Source organism: Kitasatospora brasiliensis, assembly GCF_032654805.1.
Classification (GTDB): domain Bacteria; phylum Actinomycetota; class Actinomycetes; order Streptomycetales; family Streptomycetaceae; genus Kitasatospora; species Kitasatospora brasiliensis.
Genome location: NZ_JAUOOW010000004.1, coordinates 77,657 through 96,540 on the forward strand (window position 1 = coordinate 77,657; position 18,884 = coordinate 96,540).

The window sequence follows — 18,884 nt, forward strand, 5'->3', positions numbered from 1 at the left end:
TCAGGCCCGTTCCGCCGTGAAGCGGACCCGGGTGCCCGGTGCGAGCAGGGCCGGGGGCTCACGGTCGGTGTCCCAGAGGGTGAGCGCCGTGCGGCCGATCAACTGCCAGCCGCCGGGGGAGGGATGCGGGTAGACGCCGGTGTACGGGCCGGCCAGGGCGACCGAGCCGGCCGGTACGGAGCTGCGCGGGGTGGCCCGGCGCGGCACCTCGTACCGCGCCGGAAGGCCGGTGAGGTAGCCGAAGCCGGGGGCGAAGCCGCAGAAGGCGACGACGTACTCGGGCTCGGTGTGGATCCGGACGGCGGCCTCCTCGGAGACCTCCCAGAGCGCGGCGACCTCGGCCAGGTCGGCGCCGTCGTACACGGTCGGGACCTCCACCAGCGGCCCGTGCGCCGCCCCGGCCGCCGCCGGACGGGCGGTGCGCAGCAGCGCCGCCACCGTGTCGACGTCCGCGACGCCGTCCAGTAGCAGGGTGCGCGCGGCCGGCACCAGTTCCTCCACCGCGCCCAGCGCCCCCGCCTCCCGGCGCTCGCTCAGCCAGCCGTACAGCGCCGCCACCTCGGCCGTCCCGGGCAGTTCGACCAGCAGCGCCCGCTCGCCGACCCGCCGCACCGCCCCGGCCGTCACGTGAAGGCCTCCACCCGGACCCCGGCGGAGGCCAGGGCGCCGCGGATCCGCCAGGCGAGCTGGGCGGCGCCGGGGGTGTCGCCGTGGACGCACAGCGAGCGGGCCTCGACGGCGATCCGCTCGCCGCCGACGGCCTCCACCGCGCGGTCCCGGGCGATGCCGACGGCGCGGGTGATCACTGACTCCGGGTCGTGCACCACCGCGTCCGGCTCGCGACGCGGGACGAGGGTGGCGTTGCGGGTGTACGCGCGGTCGGCGAAGGCCTCGGCGACCACCGGCAGCCCGACGCCCTCCGCCACCTCCAGCAGCAGCGAGCCGGGCAGGCCGAGCACGGGCAGCGGCCCGTCGCAGACCGCGCCCGCCCGCAGCACCCCGGCCACCACGGCCTCGGCCTGCTCGGAGTCGCCGACCACCCGGTTGTAGAGGGCGCCGTGCGGCTTGACGTAGGAGACCTTGGAGCCGGCCGCGCGGGCGAACACCTGGAGGGCGCCGATCTGGTACGCGATCTCGTCGGCGAGTTCCTCCGGGGGCACGTCCATCGAGCGGCGGCCGAAGCCGGCCAGGTCCCGGTAGGAGACCTGGGCGCCGATCCGTACGCCGCGCTCGGCCGCCAGGGCGCAGACCCGGCGCATCGTCGACGGGTCTCCGGCGTGGAACCCGCAGGCGACGTTGGCACTGGTCACCACGGACAGCAGCGCCTCGTCGTCGGTCAGCGTCCAGCGCCCGAACCCCTCGCCGAGGTCCGCATTGAGATCGATCACCGCATCGGCCACGCCCGTCCGCCTCCCAGCAGCTGTTGAGCCAGATGGTAGGGCCTGCGGATGAAGGCCGTTGCCCGAGACCCGGAGCCCCGCGGGCGCCGCGGCGTGTGCTCGGGCGTGCACGCCCCGGGGCGGCGCCGCTAGGGGTGGTGCGCGGCCACGGGACGGCTCGCTTCAGGGCGCGGGCGCCGCTTCCCGGAAGGCGCGCTCCAACGGGCGCAGCGTCCGCAGCACGATCAGCAGCGGGATCACGCCGAAGACTCCGAACGACATGTCGATGAATCGCCATGGCACCGGAATCCCGCGCACCGGTCCGCAGATCAGCGCCAGCGGGATGACGGCCCCGCAGGCGAGTGCGGCCCAGCGGATCACCCAGATGTTGCGGACCGGGTCCTTGAGCGGGCCCCAGAAGGCGGCGGCGATCACCAGGTGGGCGAAGGCCGGCCAGTCGGTGCCGTAGGCCAGGAAGGGGTAGCGCTCGTTGGTCTCGACGAGGCCGGTGTGGACCCGTTCGAGCCAGGCCGTCGCCGCGGGGAAGCGGTCGCTCAGCGGGGCGGCGGGGCCGGAGGCGATGTCGAGCAGCCAGCGGGTCTCCGCCTCCAGCGGGAAGGCGGTCAGGCCGCTGAGCACCAGGCAGACCAGGAAGAACCAGAGCCACCGTCGGACCTTGCGAAGGATGACCGCGGGGTCGCCGTCCATCTCGCACACCTCCATGCCGAGCACGTCGAAGGGCAGGCGGAGCCTTGTCCCGCCTGTGCGGAACCGACTCCAGACCGATCTTTTGAACGCGTTCAACTCCATGCTCCTGCTCCTGCCCCTCCCCCTGCTCCCGTCCCGGGGCATTCGGCGCGGAACGCACCGGTGCCCGGGCTCCCCAGGAACCCGGGCACCGATCGCAGCCGGCCGTTACGCCGTGTAGGTGTACGTCACCGGCGCGCTGGTCCCGCCCGCCGTGGTGACCGTGAGGTCCACCGGGCCGGGCTGGGCGCCCGCCGGGGCCGTGGCCGTGCAGAAGGTCGCACCGCAGGAGACGTGGGTGGCCGGCACCCCGCCGAAGGCCACCGTGCCGTACGTCAGGTTGCTGCCGCTCACCGTCACCCGGGTGCCGCCGGTGACCGGGCCGGAGGTGGTGTCGAGGGTGCTGACCGCCGGGGCGGCCGGGGTCGGCGGGGTGCCGGTGTAGTCGAAGGTGGCGGGCGCCGCGGCCGTGCCGCCGGGCGTCGCCACACTGACCGGGGCGTTGCCCGAGCCCGTGGGCGTGGTCACCGTGCACGAGGTGTCGGTGCAGCGGCCGGGCGCCGGGAGGCCGCCGACCAGCACCATGCCGTTGGCCAGGTCGCTGCCGCTGACGGTCACCGCGGTGCCGCCCGCGGCCGGGCCGGTGGTGGTGTCGAGGCCGGTGACGGCCGGTGCGGCCTGGACGGTCGCCGGCAGGTAGCTCTTGCTGCCGAGGTCGTAGCCGGAGACGTGCCCGGTCGGGTCGGTGTCGTTCGGGTTGGAGACCGTCGCGGTGATCGCGCCGACGATCGGCACCCCGGGGGTGGTGGCCAGGTTGAGCTTCATGAAGTTGTACGACCCGGGTGCCCGGGTGGCGGTGAACACGACCTCCACATGGCGGTGGTCGGGGGAGAGGGTCGAGGTGAAGACGTAGTCCTGTGGCGTGGGGAAGAACATCACGCCGTCGGTGGTGACGCCCGGCGGCAGGTCGAGGGTGATGTGCGTCGGCCCGGTCAGGTCCGCGGTGCCGGACGTGGTCCAGTCCACCGACATGTTGCCGGTGGTGAAGAAGCCGCCGGGGTAGTTCCCGCCCTGGGACACGGTCACGTGCTGGGCGGAGGGCGACGGGGTGGCGGCGGTGGCGGTCGCGCCGGTGGCCAGGACGGCCCCGGTGGCGAGGGTGGTCACGGACAGCGCGGCGGCGAGGCCCGCTTTGGCCGGTCGAGTGATCATAGGTCGATCATCACCGAATCAACGCGCCGTCCTCACGGCTTTCTCGAATACGGGTTCGGGAATGGCGGAATCCCGTCGAAACCACGCTCTGAATCAGCCGCGCACACCACCGCCCACCTGCCGCTGTGCCCGGCCGCAAGGTCCGTTTCGGTCGATGTCGGTGCGAACCTCTAATCTTGTCCCCCGTGACCGCCATCGCAGACCCGCCCACCGAGCCCGGCCTCCGTCCACCCGCCGGCCCGGCCGCCGTGCGTCCCGCGCCCGGCCCCGCCGCCGACGAGGGCCTGGCCCGCCGGCTCAAGGCACTGGCCTGCACCGCCCCGCTGCATGACCTGGACAACCGCAAGGTCAACCTGGCCGGCGAGTACGGCGGCTACGCGATGGCCGAGGTCGGCCTCGCCGCGATCGACCTGGTCACCCTGCACATGGACTTCGACACCGGGGCCGACCGCGAGATAGTCCTCGCCCGGCTGCTGCCCCGGGTCGCCGCCCAGGCCGTCGGCCGCCCCGCCGCCGAGCACGAGCGGGTCGCCCGCTGGGTGCTGGAGTCGATGATCAACGTCGGCAGCGTGGACCGCGGCTTCCGCGCCGTCTACGGCACCTTCGGCGCCGACGGCGAGTACATCCGCCGCGACTACGACTTCAAGCTGATCGAGGAGGTCCCGGGCCCCGACGGCGGCGTCTACCTGCGCACCACCGACGAGGCGGTCAACGTCCTGGTCGGCGCGCTCGACACCGACGTCACCTCGGCCCAGATCGCCGCCGAGGTCAAGCTGGAGGTGCTGATCCGCCGCGGCCGCCTGGCCGACGCCCAGCTCGCCGCCGAGCAGGCCCGCTACCGCACCGTCCAGTACGCCGAGACGCTGCGCCGCGCCCTGGACGCCACCCGCCGCAACGTCCGAGCGGTCGACTGGATGCGCGCCATCCCCGACCTCATCGAGGAGGCGCTGGACCACATCGCCGACCGCTACCGGCACGAGAACGCGATTCTCACCAACATCCGCAAGGCCCGCGACGAGGCCGAGGAGCCGGAGCACAAGCGCCGCGCCGCCGAGCTGGTCGACATCGTCAAGGACTGCATCCGCCGCCACACCCAGCTCCAGACCCGTCTGCTGGAGGCCGGCCCGCTGTTCCGGGCCGAACAGGACCGGCAGGCCTTCGCCACCCCCGGCGCCCGCAGCGGCATCGACCTCTACGGCCAGCTGCTCGCCCCCGTGCTGCGGCTGCCGATAGAGCAGGCCGTCCGCCCCACCGGCGCGTTCTTCGCCCGCGGCGCCGGGCTGCGCACCCCGGTCTCCGTTCGGGTCGCCGACCTGGTCGACCTGCTGCTCACCCCGCCGGTCGAACGCGAACACCTCGGCGCCGAGCTGCCCGACCCGGACCTGGTCGCCACCCCGGACGACAGCCGGTTCTCCGAAGCCCAGCTGGAGTCCGCGATGCTCCTGCTCGACCTGCCGCCGGACGCCCCGCGCCGGCTCTCCGGCCTGCTCGCCGACGCCCGCAAGCAGGACCCGGACCTGCCGTACCTGGTCGCCCTGCTCGCCGTGCACGCCGCCAGCCCGCCGGTCGGCACCGCCTACCGCCAGGGCGAGGAGCGGCTGCTGTTCGCCGTGGACGACGGCACCCCGCTGCGCGACCGGGAGTTCGGCGGCGCCGACCTGATCGTGGGCAGCGCCCTGCTCGACGCGGTCGGCATGGCAGCCGACCGCAAGGACGCCGGCTGACCGGCCGGACCAGACCCGCCGGGAACAGACTTTGCCGGGACCGACCTTGACGAACCGTAACCACCGCGCCACCCCCGAGGAGCACCGCCCGTGACGACCCACCACGACACGTCCTGGGCGGCCGAGACCGAACCGGCGGCCCCCGCGCCGATCACCCCGGCCGACGTCGCGGACGCCGCCCGACTGGTCTCCTTCGGCCTCCAGGCCAAGCTGCTGCCCGCCCGCGACGTCGAGTACGCCGAGCTGGTGCGCCGCCACCGCGAGGACCCGCCGTTCGCCCGGCTCGCCGACGCCATCGCCACCGGCATGGGCCTGGTCGTCCTGGAGGTCTCCCCCCGGGCCGGCATGGCCGTCGCCGCCGCCGAGGACTCGCTGTTCGCCGTCCGGATGGGCGACTACTCGCGCCGCGCCGCCTCCGAGTCCACCGACCGCTTCCTGCACGGCCTCGCCCACCTGGCCGTCGCCGCGATGGCCTTCCCCCGCCCCGAGGACCTCGCCGACGACGGCTACCTCGGCCGGATCACCGTCAACGGCGTCGACTCCTTCGTCCGCCAGGCCTGCCGCCGCCTGGAGGAGCAGGCCGACGCCGAGGGCGCCAACACCGACCCGGCCTCCGACGCCCCCGGCCTGGAGGCGGCCTGGCGGGTGTGGGCCCGGCGCACCGCCACCGGCGCCACCAAGGACGCCCGCCGGCTCTCCGGCTCCACCATCGGCATCGTCGCCAAGGCCGTGCTGTTCCTGGTCGACTCCGGCTTCCTCCAGAAGGTCTCCGACGACTCCGGCGGCACCTACCGCACCACCGCCCGCTACCAGCTCCAGGTCCGCGACCTGGCCGGCAGCGCGGCCATGGCCGAACTGCTCGACCTCGGCATCGTCCCGGTCTCCGACGGCACCGCCAGCCTGCTGCCGCCGGACACCGGCGACGAGCTGGTCGCCGACGCCGGCCTGCCGTTCCACTCGCTCTGACCCCCGTCCGACTCACGTAGACAGCACGGAGAACCGCCGCACATGTACGAGCTCAACCGGGTCCGCCTCTACTCGATCGGACCGGCCGGCGCCCGCTACGCCGACACGGTGCTCGACCTGCGCGGCGTCGGCGACCCCGTCGCCGACCCGGCCCCGCAGCAGATCGGCCTGTTCGGCGAGGACACCGAAGGCCCGGTCCGCCGCCCCGCCCCGGCCGGCGTGCTCTTCCTGGAGAACGGCGGCGGCAAGTCCGTCCTGCTCAAGCTGATCTTCTCGGTCATGCTCCCCGGCCATCGCAACACCCTCGGCGGCGCCAGCTCCGGCGTGCTGCGCAAGTTCCTGCTCGCCGACGACTGCGGCCACGTCGCCCTGGAGTGGCAGCACACCGTCACCGGCGAGCTGATCGTGGTCGGCAAGGTCAGCGAGTGGCGCGGCCGCCAGGTCTCCTCCGACCCGCGCAAGTTCGCCGAGACCTGGTACTCCTTCCGCCCCGGCCCCGGCCTGACGCTCGACTCGCTGCCGGTCGCCGAGCGGATCAGCCTGGCCGGCGACCAGAAGGCCCGCGGCCGCCGCCGCACCATGAAGGGCTTCCGCGACGCCCTCACCGAGGCCGGCAAGGGCCACCCGCACCTCGACCTGGTCTTCGAGGACGGCCACGACCGCTGGACCGAACACCTCGGCGAACTCGGCCTCGACCCCGAACTCTTCCGCTACCAGCGCGAGATGAACGCCGACGAGGGAGAGGCGGCCGGCCTCTTCGCGGTCAAGCACGACAGCGACTTCACCGACCTCCTGCTGCGCGCCGTCACCGACACCCGGGACACCGACGGCCTCGCCGACCTCGTGCACGGCTTCGCCGCCAAGCTCGGCCGCCGCTCCGAACTCACCGCCGAACGCGACTTCACCGCCGGCTCGTTGGACCTGCTGGAGCGCATCGCCGAGGCCACCACCGCCCGCGAGACCGTCCGCGAGGCCCACCGCACCGCCGAGCGCCGCACCCGCCGCCTCGCCCACGCCCTCGCCTCCCGCGCCGCCGCCGAACGCGACCGCGCCCAGGACCTCGCCATCGAGGTGGCCGCCGCCGCGAGCGCCGTCACCGCGGCCGAGGCCGACCGCACCCGGCACAGCCTGATCACCGACGAACTCACCCACCGGCACGCCACGTTGAGCCTCACCGCGGCCACCGCCGAGGCCGCCGCGCTGCGCCGCGAACTCATCGACGCCCGCACCCTGCACTCCGCCTGGCAGGCCGCCGAGGCGGTACTGCGCCAGCGCGCCGCCGCCGACCGGGTCGCCCGGGTCGCCGCCGCCATCCGCGAGGCCGAGCTGGACGCGGCCCCCGCGCTCGCCGCCCGCGCCCGCGCCGCCACCGCCCTGGCCCGCGCCCTGGAGGCGGCCGCCACGGCCGCCGAGTCCCGCGCCGACACCGAGGAGCAGCGCGCGAGCGAGCTCCAGGAGGACGGCGCCAAGGCGCAGAGCGGCGCCACCGAGGCCGCCACCGCCGCCCAGAAGGCCCGCAGCGAGGTCGAGCACCTGCGCCAGCGCCTCGCCGAGGTCGAGCAGGAGACCGAGGCCGCCGTCGCGGCCGGCTTCATCGACGCCGACGGCGACGTGGACCCGGCCCGCGCCGCCCTGCACGCCGCCGACGTCGAGAAGGCCGCCGCCGCGGCGCTCGCCCAGGCCCGTACCGCCGCCGAGTCCGCCGCCACCCGGCTGCGCGAGGCCGCCGCCGCCACCTCGCGCGCCGAACTCGCCGCCGAGCGCGCCGGCGACGCCCGCAAGGACGCCGCCCGGGCGCTCGCCGCCGAGCAGCGCACCGCCGCCCTGCTCGCCACCGAGCAGCGCCTCGCCGACCTGCTCTCCCTGACTCCGTACCAGGAGGGCGCCGAGGAGGACGCCGGCTTCCTCACCCCGACCGTGCTCGACCGCAACGCCGAGTACCTGCGCGAACTGCTCGACGAGTCCATCGCCACCGCCGAGCGCACCCTGTTCGACCTCCGTACGGCCGCCGCCGACGACTCCCGCATCCTCGCCGCACTCGGCGACGGCGGCCTGCTGCCGCCCGGCCCGGACGTGCTCGCGACCGTCGAGTACCTCGCCGAGCACGGCATCCCGGCGCTGCCCGGCTGGCGCTACCTCGCCCAGTCCGTCGACCCGGCCGACCACGACGCGATCCTCGCCGCCCGCCCGGAACTGGTCGACGGCGTCGTCGTCACCGACCCGTCCGCGCTGGAGCGCGCCCGCGAGGCCCTGCAAGCCGCCGCCCTGCTGCCGCGCTCCACCGTGGCCGTCGGCGCCGCCGCCTCGCTGATCGCCCCGATCACCGACGAGCCCGCCTTCTTTCTCGTCCCGCCGAACCCGGCCATGCACGACGAGTCCGCCGCCGACGGCGAGCGCCGCGACCTGCGCGCCCGGGCGAGCGCCCGCGAGGAGCACATCCGCGAACTCGCCGGCCGCCTCGGCGCCGACCGCGCCCTGGCCGCCCGCCTCGCCTCCTGGCACGCCAGCTGCCCGCCCGGCACCCTCGCCGAACTCGCCGCCGCCGCCGAGGCCGCCCGCGAGCACGCCGAAGCGGCCGCCGCCGCCCTGGCCACCCTGCGCGCCGACCACGACGAGGCCGAGACCGACCACGCCGTCGCCGCCTCCGCCCACGAGGAGCACCGCGAGGCCGCCCAGCGCGCCCGCCGCCGCGCCGACGCCCTCTCCGGCCTCGCCTTCCGGCTGCGCGAGCGCGGCAACTGGGCCCGCCGCCAGCGCGAACTCACCGAGGACGCCGCCGAGTGCGACCGCCGCCAGGCGCTGTGCGCCGACCGCGCCCGCACCTGCGACGAGGACCGCCGCGCCGCCCAGCGCGCCGCCGACGACGCCCGCCGCACGGCCCGCGCGCTGCGAGCCGAACGCGCCGAGATCCCCGCCGCCGAGCAGTCCGACGAGCCCACCGAGACCGCCCCCGCCGCGCTGCCCGCACTGCGCGAGGCCTACCGCGCCGCCTCCCAGCTGTACGAGAAGGTCGGCGTCGGCGCCGACCTGCGCGCCGAGCAGGCCCGCGCCGAGGGCGACGAGGCCGGCGCCGCGGCCGAACTCGACCGCCTCACCAACAAGGTGCGCACCCGCGCCGAGGAACTCCTCGGCAGCCCCGACGGCGCCGACGGCCCGGCCCGCCAGGCCGCCGCCGCCCGCGCCGAGGAGCTGGTCGCCACCATCGAGGCCCGCTCCGCCGCCGCCAGCGAGCAGCTCGGCCGCCTGCGCGGCGACGCCGAGCGCTCCGCCCCCGCCGAGGGCGAGGCGCACACCGACCTGCCCGAGGACCTCGTCCCCACCGACCCGGAGCACGCCCAGACCCTGCTGCGCACCGCCACCAGCCGTCTCGCCGAACGCCGCGAGGCCCTGGACGCGGCCCGCACCGCCCACGCCGACCTCCAGCGCACCTTCGACGGCGCCCAGGCGGCCGCCGCCGACTTCGACGAGCTGGCCGGCCAGCTCCGTGACGGCCTGCGCGACCACCAGGAGGACCAGGAGGACCCGGTCGAGCCGTACCTGGGCTCGCTGGCCGAGGCCCGCACCGGCGCCACCGAGGCCCGCCGCTCCCTGCGCACCGCCGCCGGCGAACTGTCCTCCGCCGAACTCGCCGTCCGCGACGCCGCCGACGCCCTGGTCCGGCACGCCAACGCCGCCCGCTACGAGGCCGTCCGCACCCCCGCCCGCCAGCAGATCCGCGAACTGCCCGCCTCCGCGCTGCCCGAGCACGCCGCCGCCTGGGCCGCCGCCTTCGCCCCCCGGCTGCGGGTGCTCACCGACGAGCTCACCCAGCTGGAGAAGAACCGCGGCTCGATCGTGGACCGGCTGCGCGGCCTGGTCGAGTCCTCGCTGACCACCCTGCGCGCCGCCCAGCGGCTGTCCCGGCTGCCCGAGGGCCTGGGGGAGTGGTCCGGCCAGGAGTTCCTCCGGATCCGCTTCGAGGACCCGGACCACGCCACCCTGGTCGAGCGCCTGGGCGAGGTCATCGACGAGGCCACCCGCGCCGCCGTCAAGAAGAACAGCGACCTGCGCCGCGACGGCATGTCCCTGCTGCTGCGCGGGGTCGCCGCCGCGATCGGCCCCAAGGGCGTCAGCGTCGAGATCCTCAAGCCGGACGCGGTGCTGCGCGCCGAGCGGGTCAGCGTCGGCCAGATGTCCGACGTCTTCTCCGGCGGCCAGCTGCTCACCGCCGCCATCGCGCTGTACTGCACGATGGCCGCGCTGCGCGCCAACGACCGCGGCCAGTCCCAGCTGCGGCACGCCGGCACGCTGTTCCTGGACAACCCGATCGGCCGCGCCAACGCCACCTACCTGCTGGAGCTCCAGCGGGCCGTGGCCGACGCGCTCGGCGTCCAACTGATCTACACCACCGGCCTGTTCGACACCACCGCGCTCGCCGAGTTCCCGCTGGTGATCAGGCTGCGCAACGACGCCGACCTGCGGGCCGGCCTCAAGTACATCTCGGTCGAGGAGCACCTGCGCCCCGGCCTGCCCGCCGCGCCGGACCCGGACGGCCCGACCATCCACGGCGAGATCACCGCCACCCGGATGTTCAAGCGCCCCGCGGAGGTTCCGGCCCAGGCGTGAAGTCACTAGCGTGGCCGCCATGTTGACGATCGCGCACCTCAGTGACATCCTCCCCCAGCCTTCGGCCGGGAGGTGCCCCCACCGGCCAGGTCCGCGGCGGGGACGGCGGCAAGCGCGCCCGGCGGCGGGCCGAGCAGGTGATGGCGTACCTCGACGCCCTGCCCGGCCCGCTGGACGCGGTGCTGGTCACCGGGGACCTCGCCGACCACGGCCTGCCGGAGGAGTACCGGGAGGTCGTGGAGGTACTGGTCTCCCGGTACCCGGTGCTCACCTGCCCCGGCAACCACGACCGCCGCTCGCCCTACCGGGAGGTGCTGCTCGGCGAGGCATCGGGGGAGGAGGCGGTCAACCGGCTGCACCGACTGCCCGGCGCCGACGTGCTGATGCTCGACTCCTCCGTGCCCGGGCGGGACGACGGCCGGCTGGACGAGCCGACGCTGGACTGGCTGGACGCGCAACTGGCCGAGGGCCGCGACGAGTTGCCCGCCCTGGTGGCCTTCCACCACCCGCCGGTGGAGCACATCCCCTACGTCGACGGGCTCCGCCAGTTCGGCGAGGTAGGCCTGGCGCGGGTGCTGCGCCGGCACCCCCGGGTGGCCGCCCTGCTCTGCGGTCACTCGCACACCCCCGCGGCGACCACCTTCGCCGGCCTGCCGCTGCTGGTCGCGCCCGGCGTGGTCTCCACCATCACGCTGCCCTGCGAGGGCGGGCGCGGCATCTCCTTCGACCACCCGCCGATGCCGGCCTTCCACGTCCTGGACGGGGACGGCCGGCTCACCACCCACTACCGGGCGCTGCCGCTCCAGGGCTGACGGTGCGCGCCAACGGGCTCCGCGTTACGGATGGTTGGTCCGCACTCGGGCCTGGTACGGCGGCTGGTACGGCTGGGGGTGCGTCTGCTGCCCCGGCCCGTACGGCGGTTGCGGCTGCTGGTACGGGTACGGGTACGGGTACGGGTACGGGTACGGCTGGGGCTGCGGCGACTCGTACGGCTGCCGGTACACCGAGGAGGACGCGGGCCGGGGCAGCGGCCGCGCGGCCGGCGGCCCGGACGGCGCCCGGCTGCCCGCCATCGGGTGCGCCGAGCCCGGCGCCCGCGTCCGCTGGGCGGCGATCTGGCGGGAGATCAGGATCTCCAGCAGGCACCACATGGTGCCGAACACCCCGAGCCCCATCGCCAGCAGCGCGGGCGTCAGCAGCCAACTGCCCGCGTACGAGGCCAGGGTCGCCACCACGACGCCCACCAGGGTGAAGGACAGGCACAGGACCGCCCGGACTGCGGCGGCGCGCACCTCGTCGGGCAGGCGGCGACGGCGGCGGCGTGGCACGGACATCGAGCGACCCCCAGGCGCGTGGCGCGTGTTCGGTGAAGGATACGGAACGGGCGCACACCAAAAGCGCCCCTCGCCACACTCTGCCCCGTCGAACCGGGACTATGCGTCCGAAAGCGCCGAACTGCCGCCAAATCGTGTCATCCGGGAAACCCGGAGCGGCCGACGGCGACCGGGCTCAGCCCAGCTGGAGGTTGAGCTCCTCCAGCGCGCCGGTGACGATCGTCCGCATCGCCTGCTCGGCGTGGGCGGCGTCCTCGGCGCAGATCGCCTCCGCGACCTCGCGGTGCAGCCGGATCGCGTACGGCTCCGGCTGATGAGGCATCAGATGGTACTCGGTCCGGCCGGTGAGCACCGCCGCGACGGTGTCCCCGAGGTGGGCGAACATCTCGTTGCCCGAGGCGCGCAGCACCAGCGAGTGGAAGGCGATGTCGTGCTTGAGGAAGGTGGTCAGGTCGGCGGCCCGTGCGGTGACCGTCAGATCCACGGCCAGTGAGCTGAGTTCACGCCGGTCGTCGTCGCTCGCGTGGGTGGCGGCGAGCGCGGCCGCGGCCGGTTCGACGGCCATCCGCAGCGAGCCGAGCGAGCGCAGCTGGGCGGAGCGGTCCGAGCCGGCCAGGCGCCAGCGGATCACCATCGGGTCGAAGACGTCCCAGAGCGACTTCGGCTGCACGGTGATCCCGACCCGCCGCCGGGACGCCACCATGCGCATCCCCTCCAGGACCCGCACCGCCTCCCGGACGACCGTCCGGGAGACCCCGAACCGCTCCTCCAGCTCCTCGGTGCGCAGCACCGCCCCCTCGGGGAGCTCCCCCGACGCGATCGACGGCCCGAGTTCGTCAAGCAGCCGCCCGGGCAGCCCCTGGATCTCCATCCGCCCAGCCTAGACGTCCGCCGGGTGCGAGCCTCCGCCGCCCCGCGCGCCGTCACGCCTCCCCACGCGCCGTGACGCGAGCCGTCACTCCGCCCTGCGACCCAGACCACACCGCAAAAGTATGACGATTTGGTTTCCATCACTTGAATACGTCATATCTTTGAGGCGATAGTGGCGGCCAGGCAACGAAGGAGCACCACCCCATGGCTCTCAACGTCGAGAACCACGACCTCCCGCAGACCCCTCTCACCATCGTGGTGATGGGCGTCTCGGGCGTCGGCAAGACCACCCTGGCCCGCCTGCTGGCAGACCGCCTCGACCTCCCCTTCGCCGAGGCGGACGACTTCCATCCCGCGGCCAACATCGCCAAGATGTCCGCGGGGACCCCGCTGGACGACCAGGACCGGGCCCCCTGGCTGCGCGCCATCGGCGCCTGGCTCAAGGAGCGGACCGAGACCGGTACCGGCGGCGTGGTCACCTGCTCGGCGTTGAAGCACCGCTATCGCGACACCCTGCGCGCGGCCTGCCCGGGCGCCTTCTTCCTGCACCTCAGCGGTGGTCACGAGCTGGTCGAGGACCGGCTCAGCCACCGCACCGGCCACTTCATGCCGACCTCGCTGCTCGACTCGCAGTACGCCGCCCTGGAACCCCTGGCGGCGGACGAGCGCGGTGCCGTCCTGGACGTGGGCCCGTCCCCCGAAGAACTCGTCGAGATGGCCGCGGCGCTGCTGCGGCCCGTCAATGGAGACCTCGCGTGAGTATGTCCCCCACCCTGCTGGCAGCCGCCTCACCGGTCCTGCCGCACACCAGCAGCGACTCCCAGCTGCTGATCGCGGTGCTGCTCAGCATCGGTGCGATCGTCGTACTGATCACCAAGCTGAAGCTGCACCCGTTCCTCGCCCTCACGCTCGGCTCCGGTCTGCTGGCCGCCGTCGCGGGTGCGCCCTTCGACAAGCTGCTCAGCAGCTTCTCCACGGGCTTCGGCTCCACCGTCGCCAGCGTCGGCCTGCTGATCGGCCTCGGCGCGATGCTCGGCAAGCTGCTCGCCGACTCCGGCGGCGCCAACATCATCGCGGACACCGTGCTCTCCCGCACGGGCAACAAGGCGCTGCCCTGGGCGATGGCGCTGATCGCGGCCGTGCTCGGCCTGCCGCTGTTCTTCGAGGTCGGCGTCGTCCTGCTGATCCCGATCGTGCTGCTGGTCGCCCGCCGCGGCAACGTGCCGCTGATGCGGATCGGCATCCCGGCGCTGGCCGGCCTGTCGGTGCTGCACGGCCTGGTGCCCCCGCACCCGGGCCCGCTGGTCGCCGTCGACGCGCTGAAGGCCGACCTCGGCATCACCCTGGCCCTCGGCCTGCTGATCGCCGTCCCGACCCTGATCATCGCCGGTCCGCTGTTCGCGCGGCTGGCCGAGCGCTGGGTCGGCCCGCTGGAGATCCCGGCGGCCACCGCCCCCGAGGAGACGGCCAAGCGCGACCGCACCCCGTCCTTCGCCGCGGTGCTGGCCACCATCCTGCTGCCGGTCGTGCTGATGCTCGGCAAGGCGCTGGCCGACGTGGTGATCGACAACCCGAAGGCGCTGGGCCAGCGGGTGTTCGACTTCATCGGCTCCCCGCTGATCGCGCTGCTCGCCGCGACCCTGCTCGGCATGGTGACCCTCGGCAAGGCGGCCGGCTTCGACAAGGCCCGGATCTCCGACACCGTCGGCAAGTCGCTCGGCCCGATCGCCGGCATCGTGTTCATCGTCGGCGCCGGCGGTGGCTTCAAGCAGACCCTGATCGACGTCGGCGTCGGCAACGCGGTGAGCGAGTGGTCCGGCAAGTGGCACATCTCGGCGCTGCTGCTGGGCTGGCTGATCGCCGTGCTGATCCGCCTGGCCACCGGCTCGGCGACGGTCGCCACGATCACCGCGGCCGGCATCGTCTCCCCGCTCGCCGCGAACATGTCCTCGACCCACGCGGCCCTGCTGGTGCTCGCGATCGGCGCCGGCTCGCTGTTCCTCTCGCACGTCAACGACGCCGGCTTCTGGCTGGTGAAGGAGTACTTCGGGATGAGCGTCGGACAGACGCTGAAGTCCTGGTCGGTGATGGAGACGGTGATCTCGGTGGTCGCCATCGCCCTGATCCTGCCGCTCAGCCTGATCATCTAGCGCGCCAAGCGCCAAGCGCCAACGCCGAGGGGCGGCACCCGTGACCGTACGGGTGCCGCCCCTCGGCGTTTCCACGTGCCCTTGGGCCCCTCAGTCCAGCAGCCCCGACAGCACCGCGGCCGTCGCCGCCAGGAGGTCCTCCGCGACCGTGCCGCCGGCCGCCGTCCGGGCCAGCAGCCCCTCGCGCGCCGCCAGGATCACCGCCGCGGCCTGGGCGGCGCTCGCGCCCGGGGGCACCAGCGACGGCAGCTCCCGTTCCAGGACCTCCGCCAGCGCCCGTGCGACCGCCCGGTCGTGTGCGGCGACCTGCTCGGCCAGCGCCGGCGTCCGGGCCGCGACCAGCCGGAACTCCAGGAACAGCAGGATCCACCCGCTGTCCGCCGGATCGACCCGCATCAGCGCCTCGACCAGCCGCCGCGCCCGCTCCCGGGGCGCCAGCCCCTCGCAGGCCGCGGCCAGGTCCGCCAGCTCGGCCATCCGCCGCGCGGCCTGGTCGTCGAAGAGCGTCAGCAGCAGCTCCTCCTTGCCGCCGAAGTTCGAGTAGAAGGCGCCGCGGGTGTATCCGGCGGCGGCGCAGACATCCTCGATGCTCGTCCGGGCGAAGCCGGCGGAGAGGAACAGCTCGCGGGCCGCGGCGAGCAGCCGGGCGCGGGTGTGGATGCGGCGTCGGGGCGGTCGGGGGGCGCCGCCATCGGTCGGGGGTGGGTTCACAGCAGAACGGTACATGGTGTATTCAGTACGGGTCGTATTCAATACGAGCCGTACTGAAACGAGGGGTCAAGTCGTGAGTCGACTGCTGATCACCAACGCCCACCTGTTCCACCCCGAGGACGGCACCCGCACCGACCTCGGCTGGCTGGAGGCCGCCGACGGCCGGATCGTCGCCACCGGCACCGGCCGCCCGCCCACGGCCGCCGAGGGCGTCCGGGTCCTCGACGCCGCCGGCGGCACCGTCCTGCCCGGCCTGATCGACGCCCACGTCCACCTGCTGGTCACCTCGCTCGACCTGCCCGACGTCGCGAACTGGACCCCCGGCTACGCCACCGTGCGCGCCCTCGCCGAGGCCGAGCGCATGCTGCGCCGCGGCTTCACCACCGTCCGGGACGTCGGCGGCGCCGACCACGGCATGGCCCGGGCGCTGGCCGAGGGCCTGGTGCCCGGCCCGCGCCTGCTGCACGGCGGCAAGGCCCTCTCCCAGACCGGCGGCCACGGCGACCTGCGCCCGCTCGGCGACGACTCCCTGCCCTGCTGCGAGGCCCGCCCGCACTTCGGCCGGATCGCCGACGGGGTGGACGCGGTGCGGGCCGCCGCCCGGGACGAGTTCCGCAAGGGCGCCCGCCACCTCAAGGTGCTGCTCTCCGGCGGCGTCGCCTCCCCGCACGACGAGATCGGCGCCGTCCAGTACAGCGAGGAGGAGATCCGCGCGGCCGTCGAGGAGGCCGAGAACCACAACCGCTACGTCACCGTGCACGCCTACCATCCGCGCGCGATCGACCGGGCGCTTCGGGCCGGGGCGCGCTGCGTCGAGCACGGCAACCTGCTGGACGAGGGCACGATCGCCCTGCTGCTGGAGAAGGAGGCCTTCCTGGTGCCCACCCTGGTCGCCTACGAGCAGACCGCCAGGCTCGGCACCGCCTCCGGCCTGCCGGCTGCCTCACTGGCCAAGCTCGCCGAGGTCCGCGACCGGGGCCTGGAGGCGCTGGAGCGCGCCCACCGGGCGGGCGTCAGCCTCGTCTACGGCAGCGACCTGCTCGGCCCGCTGCACCCGGCCCAGCTGGAGGAGTTCACCCTGCGCGCCCAGGTCCAGCCGATCGCGGACGTGCTGCGCTCGGCGACCACCACGGCGGCCCGGCTGCTCGGCCTGGAGGGGGAGATCGGCACGCTCGCCCCCGGAGCCCACGCCGACCTGCTCGTGCTCGACGGCGACCCGCTCGCCGACCTCACCGTGCTCACCCGCGCCGACCTCCACCCGAAGCGGGTGGTCAAGGCCGGCGTCGTCGTGTGAAGAAGCGGGCGGGCGCCCGGGGAAACCCCGGACGCCCGCCCGCTACGAACGACTTACTCGGACCGCTCCTTGGACCGCTTCGCGAGGCTGTGCCTACGTGGTTCCACGCTTCGCGAGGCTGTGCCTACTTGGTTCCACGCTTCGCGAGGCTGTGCCTACTTGGTTCCACGCTTCGCGAGGCTGTGCCTACTTGGTTCCACGCTTCGCGAGGAAGGCCTCGACCTCGGCCCGGATCTCCGGCGTGTCCAGCCCGCGCACGGTCATCGTGGTGCGGCGGCGCAGCACGTCGTCCGTGGTGTAGGCCCACTCGTTGTCCGCCGCGTACGCGACCTGGGCCCAGACGTCCGGGCCGTCCTCGTGGATCGGCCGGCCGAGCTCCGGGTTCTCGTCGATCATGCGGGCGATCTCGAAGGACAGGGTGCCGTAGTGGCTGGCCAGGTGCTTGGCCACCAGCGGCTCCATCCGCGAGCCCGGCTCACGGTCGATCAGCAGGCGGTGCGCCACCGCGTTCGGCGCGCCGACGCCCGGCAGCGGGACGGTCGGGGCGATCGGGGACATGTCCTCGCCGAGGCTGGTGCCGGGCACGTGGGCCAGCTTCTCCAGCACGGTGCGGCCGATGTGCCGGTAGGTGGTCCACTTGCCGCCGGAGACCGACAGCATGCCGCCGCGGCCCTCGGTGACGACGGTCTCGCGCTTGGCGGCGGCGGTGTCGCCCGGGCCGCCCGGCAGCACCCGCAGGCCGGCGAAGGAGTAGGTGATCAGGTCGCGGTCGAGGTGCTCGTCGCGGATCGCGTGCGCGGCCTCGCCCATGATCTGGTCGATGTCCGCCTCGGTGGCCCGGACGTCCTTCGGGTCGCCGGTGTACTCCTCGTCGGTGGTCCCGAGCAGGACGTGGTCCTCCCACGGGATGGCGAAGGAGACGCGGTACTTGTCGATCGGGATGGTCAGCGCGGCACGCCACGGCGAGCGGCGCTTGACGACCACGTGCGCGCCCTTGGAGAGGCGGATCGACGGCGCGGAGCCGGCGTCCTCCATCTTGCGCAGGTGGTCCACCCACGGGCCGGTGGCGTTGAGCACCAGGCGGGCGTCGATGCCGAACTCGGTGCCGTCCAGGCGGTCGCGCAGCTCGGCGCCGGTGACCCGGCCGCCGGTGAAGCGCAGCCCGGTGACCTCGGCGTGGTTGAGCACCACGGCGCCGGCGTCGACGGCGGCGCGCACGGTCATCACGGCGACGCGGGAGTCGTTCATCTGGTGGTCGCCGTAGACGGCCACCGAGCGCAGGCCCTCGGTGCGCAGCGCGGGCACCTGCTGGGCGGCGTGCGCGGCGGTGGAGACCCGGCCCATGCCGTCGCGGAACGCGGACAGCGCCGAGTACAGGAAGACGCCGGCGCCGAGCTTGGCGGCGCCGTGCGGGCCGCCCTTGTAGACCGGGACGAAGAAGGTCAGCGGGTTGACCAGGTGCGGGGCCACGTCGGTGGAGAGCGCGCGGCGCTCCTTGTGGTTCTCCGCGACCAGCTTGACGGCACCGGTCTGGAGGTAGCGCAGACCGCCGTGGACGAGCTTGGAGGAGGCGCTGGAGGTGGCGCCGGCGAAGTCGCCGGCGTCGACCATGGCGACCTTGAGGCCGGCCTGGGACGCGGTCCAGGCGACGGCCGTGCCGAGGATGCCGCCCCCGATCACCAGCAGGTCGTAGGTGGCCTTGCCGAGCAGCTCGCGGGTCTCGGCGCGGGAGGCGGTGCGGCCGGCGGTGCGCTCGGCGCCCAGGGTCGGGATGGTTGCCATGGTGGTTGTGTACGGCGCGCGGGTCGGGCGGCGCCGTTACTCCTCTCGTGTGCGGTGCGGCCTCTTGGGAGAGGCCGGTCGGCCCGGTGCGGCGGGCCGGTGGAACTCGG

Annotated in this window: 15 protein-coding genes; 7 read left to right on the top strand and 8 right to left on the bottom strand. The window is 74.5% G+C overall.

Annotated elements, in window-relative coordinates; all coding sequences use genetic code 11:
• The 4 genes from pxpB to QWJ13_RS16515 all read right to left on the bottom strand — a co-directional run bounded on the left by pxpB (position 1) and on the right by QWJ13_RS16515 (position 3,338).
• Positions 1–627, bottom strand: a complete 627-nt coding sequence (pxpB, locus tag QWJ13_RS16500; protein ID WP_316525293.1) for a 5-oxoprolinase subunit PxpB — start codon at positions 625–627, stop codon at positions 1–3.
• Positions 624–1,400 (bottom strand): LamB/YcsF family protein, encoded by a 777-nt coding sequence (locus QWJ13_RS16505; protein ID WP_316525294.1) that lies wholly within the window; start codon positions 1,398–1,400, stop codon positions 624–626. Before QWJ13_RS16505 ends, pxpB begins: the two co-directional genes overlap by 4 nt.
• A 162-nt stretch (positions 1,401–1,562) precedes the next feature.
• Positions 1,563–2,087: a hypothetical protein gene (locus tag QWJ13_RS16510; protein ID WP_316525296.1), complete on the bottom strand. Its 525-nt coding sequence runs from the start codon at positions 2,085–2,087 to the stop codon at positions 1,563–1,565.
• 207 nt (positions 2,088–2,294) lie between these two features.
• Positions 2,295–3,338 carry an IPT/TIG domain-containing protein gene (locus QWJ13_RS16515; protein WP_316525297.1) on the bottom strand — a complete coding sequence of 348 codons (1,044 nt, stop codon included), beginning with the start codon at positions 3,336–3,338 and terminating at the stop codon, positions 2,295–2,297.
• A 185-nt stretch (positions 3,339–3,523) separates the two neighbouring features.
• Between QWJ13_RS16515 and QWJ13_RS16520 the strand changes: the two genes are divergently transcribed.
• The 4 genes from QWJ13_RS16520 to QWJ13_RS16535 all read left to right on the top strand — a co-directional run bounded on the left by QWJ13_RS16520 (position 3,524) and on the right by QWJ13_RS16535 (position 11,445).
• The gene (locus QWJ13_RS16520; RefSeq protein WP_432277535.1) at positions 3,524–5,062 is read left to right on the top strand and encodes a hypothetical protein; all 1,539 of its coding nucleotides are present in this window, start codon (positions 3,524–3,526) and stop codon (positions 5,060–5,062) included.
• A gap of 90 nt (positions 5,063–5,152) precedes the next feature.
• Entirely contained in the window at positions 5,153–6,028 is an 876-nt protein-coding gene (locus QWJ13_RS16525; protein ID WP_316525298.1) for a hypothetical protein, read from the top strand.
• 42 nt (positions 6,029–6,070) lie between these two features.
• Positions 6,071–10,633: a hypothetical protein gene (locus QWJ13_RS16530; protein ID WP_316525299.1), complete on the top strand. Its 4,563-nt coding sequence runs from the start codon at positions 6,071–6,073 to the stop codon at positions 10,631–10,633.
• 41 nt (positions 10,634–10,674) lie between these two features.
• Complete coding sequence (locus tag QWJ13_RS16535) at positions 10,675–11,445, top strand: metallophosphoesterase (RefSeq protein WP_316525300.1); 771 nt, start codon at positions 10,675–10,677, stop codon at positions 11,443–11,445.
• A 24-nt stretch (positions 11,446–11,469) separates the two neighbouring features.
• On the opposite strand, the gene QWJ13_RS16540 is transcribed toward QWJ13_RS16535, so the two are convergent.
• Together QWJ13_RS16540 and QWJ13_RS16545 are read right to left on the bottom strand one after the other, a co-directional pair.
• Complete coding sequence (locus QWJ13_RS16540; protein ID WP_316525301.1) at positions 11,470–11,967, bottom strand: hypothetical protein; 498 nt, start codon at positions 11,965–11,967, stop codon at positions 11,470–11,472.
• Positions 11,968–12,142: 175 nt separating this feature from the next.
• The gene (locus QWJ13_RS16545) at positions 12,143–12,838 is read right to left on the bottom strand and encodes a FadR/GntR family transcriptional regulator (protein ID WP_316525303.1); all 696 of its coding nucleotides are present in this window, start codon (positions 12,836–12,838) and stop codon (positions 12,143–12,145) included.
• Positions 12,839–13,041: 203 nt separating this feature from the next.
• On the opposite strand from QWJ13_RS16545, the gene QWJ13_RS16550 reads away from it, so the two are divergent.
• Positions 13,042–13,596 (top strand): gluconokinase, encoded by a 555-nt coding sequence (locus QWJ13_RS16550; RefSeq protein ID WP_316525304.1) that lies wholly within the window; start codon positions 13,042–13,044, stop codon positions 13,594–13,596.
• A gap of 2 nt (positions 13,597–13,598) precedes the next feature.
• A complete protein-coding gene (locus QWJ13_RS16555) occupies positions 13,599–14,987 on the top strand; it encodes a GntT/GntP/DsdX family permease (protein ID WP_316525993.1) in 1,389 nt (462 codons plus the stop codon).
• 90 nt (positions 14,988–15,077) lie between these two features.
• On the opposite strand, the gene QWJ13_RS16560 is transcribed toward QWJ13_RS16555, so the two are convergent.
• On the bottom strand, positions 15,078–15,698 hold the full coding sequence (locus QWJ13_RS16560; protein ID WP_316525306.1) for a TetR/AcrR family transcriptional regulator: 621 nt from the start codon (positions 15,696–15,698) through the stop codon (positions 15,078–15,080).
• Positions 15,699–15,771: 73 nt separating this feature from the next.
• Here QWJ13_RS16560 and QWJ13_RS16565 point away from each other — a divergent pair, with 73 nt between their 5' ends.
• Positions 15,772–16,992: a metal-dependent hydrolase family protein gene (locus QWJ13_RS16565; RefSeq protein ID WP_316525307.1), complete on the top strand. Its 1,221-nt coding sequence runs from the start codon at positions 15,772–15,774 to the stop codon at positions 16,990–16,992.
• Positions 16,993–17,178: 186 nt separating this feature from the next.
• Here the strand turns inward: QWJ13_RS16565 and QWJ13_RS16570 are convergent, their stop codons facing one another.
• Positions 17,179–18,774 (bottom strand): glycerol-3-phosphate dehydrogenase/oxidase, encoded by a 1,596-nt coding sequence (locus tag QWJ13_RS16570; RefSeq protein ID WP_316525308.1) that lies wholly within the window; start codon positions 18,772–18,774, stop codon positions 17,179–17,181.
• Between the last annotated feature and the right edge of the window lie 110 nt (positions 18,775–18,884).

Excerpts from the sequence above, each read along its gene's own strand:
- QWJ13_RS16510 (WP_316525296.1), bottom strand. The coding sequence starts at position 2,087 with ATGGACGGCGACCCCGCGGTCATCCTTCGCAAGGTCCGACGGTGGCTC.
- QWJ13_RS16540 (WP_316525301.1), bottom strand. The coding sequence starts at position 11,967 with ATGTCCGTGCCACGCCGCCGCCGTCGCCGCCTGCCCGACGAGGTGCGC.
- QWJ13_RS16570 (WP_316525308.1), bottom strand. The coding sequence starts at position 18,774 with ATGGCAACCATCCCGACCCTGGGCGCCGAGCGCACCGCCGGCCGCACC.
- QWJ13_RS16550 (WP_316525304.1), top strand. The coding sequence starts at position 13,042 with ATGGCTCTCAACGTCGAGAACCACGACCTCCCGCAGACCCCTCTCACC.
- QWJ13_RS16545 (WP_316525303.1), bottom strand. The coding sequence starts at position 12,838 with ATGGAGATCCAGGGGCTGCCCGGGCGGCTGCTTGACGAACTCGGGCCG.
- QWJ13_RS16530 (WP_316525299.1), top strand. The coding sequence starts at position 6,071 with ATGTACGAGCTCAACCGGGTCCGCCTCTACTCGATCGGACCGGCCGGC.
- QWJ13_RS16515 (WP_316525297.1), bottom strand. The coding sequence starts at position 3,338 with ATGATCACTCGACCGGCCAAAGCGGGCCTCGCCGCCGCGCTGTCCGTG.
- QWJ13_RS16555 (WP_316525993.1), top strand. The coding sequence starts at position 13,599 with ATGTCCCCCACCCTGCTGGCAGCCGCCTCACCGGTCCTGCCGCACACC.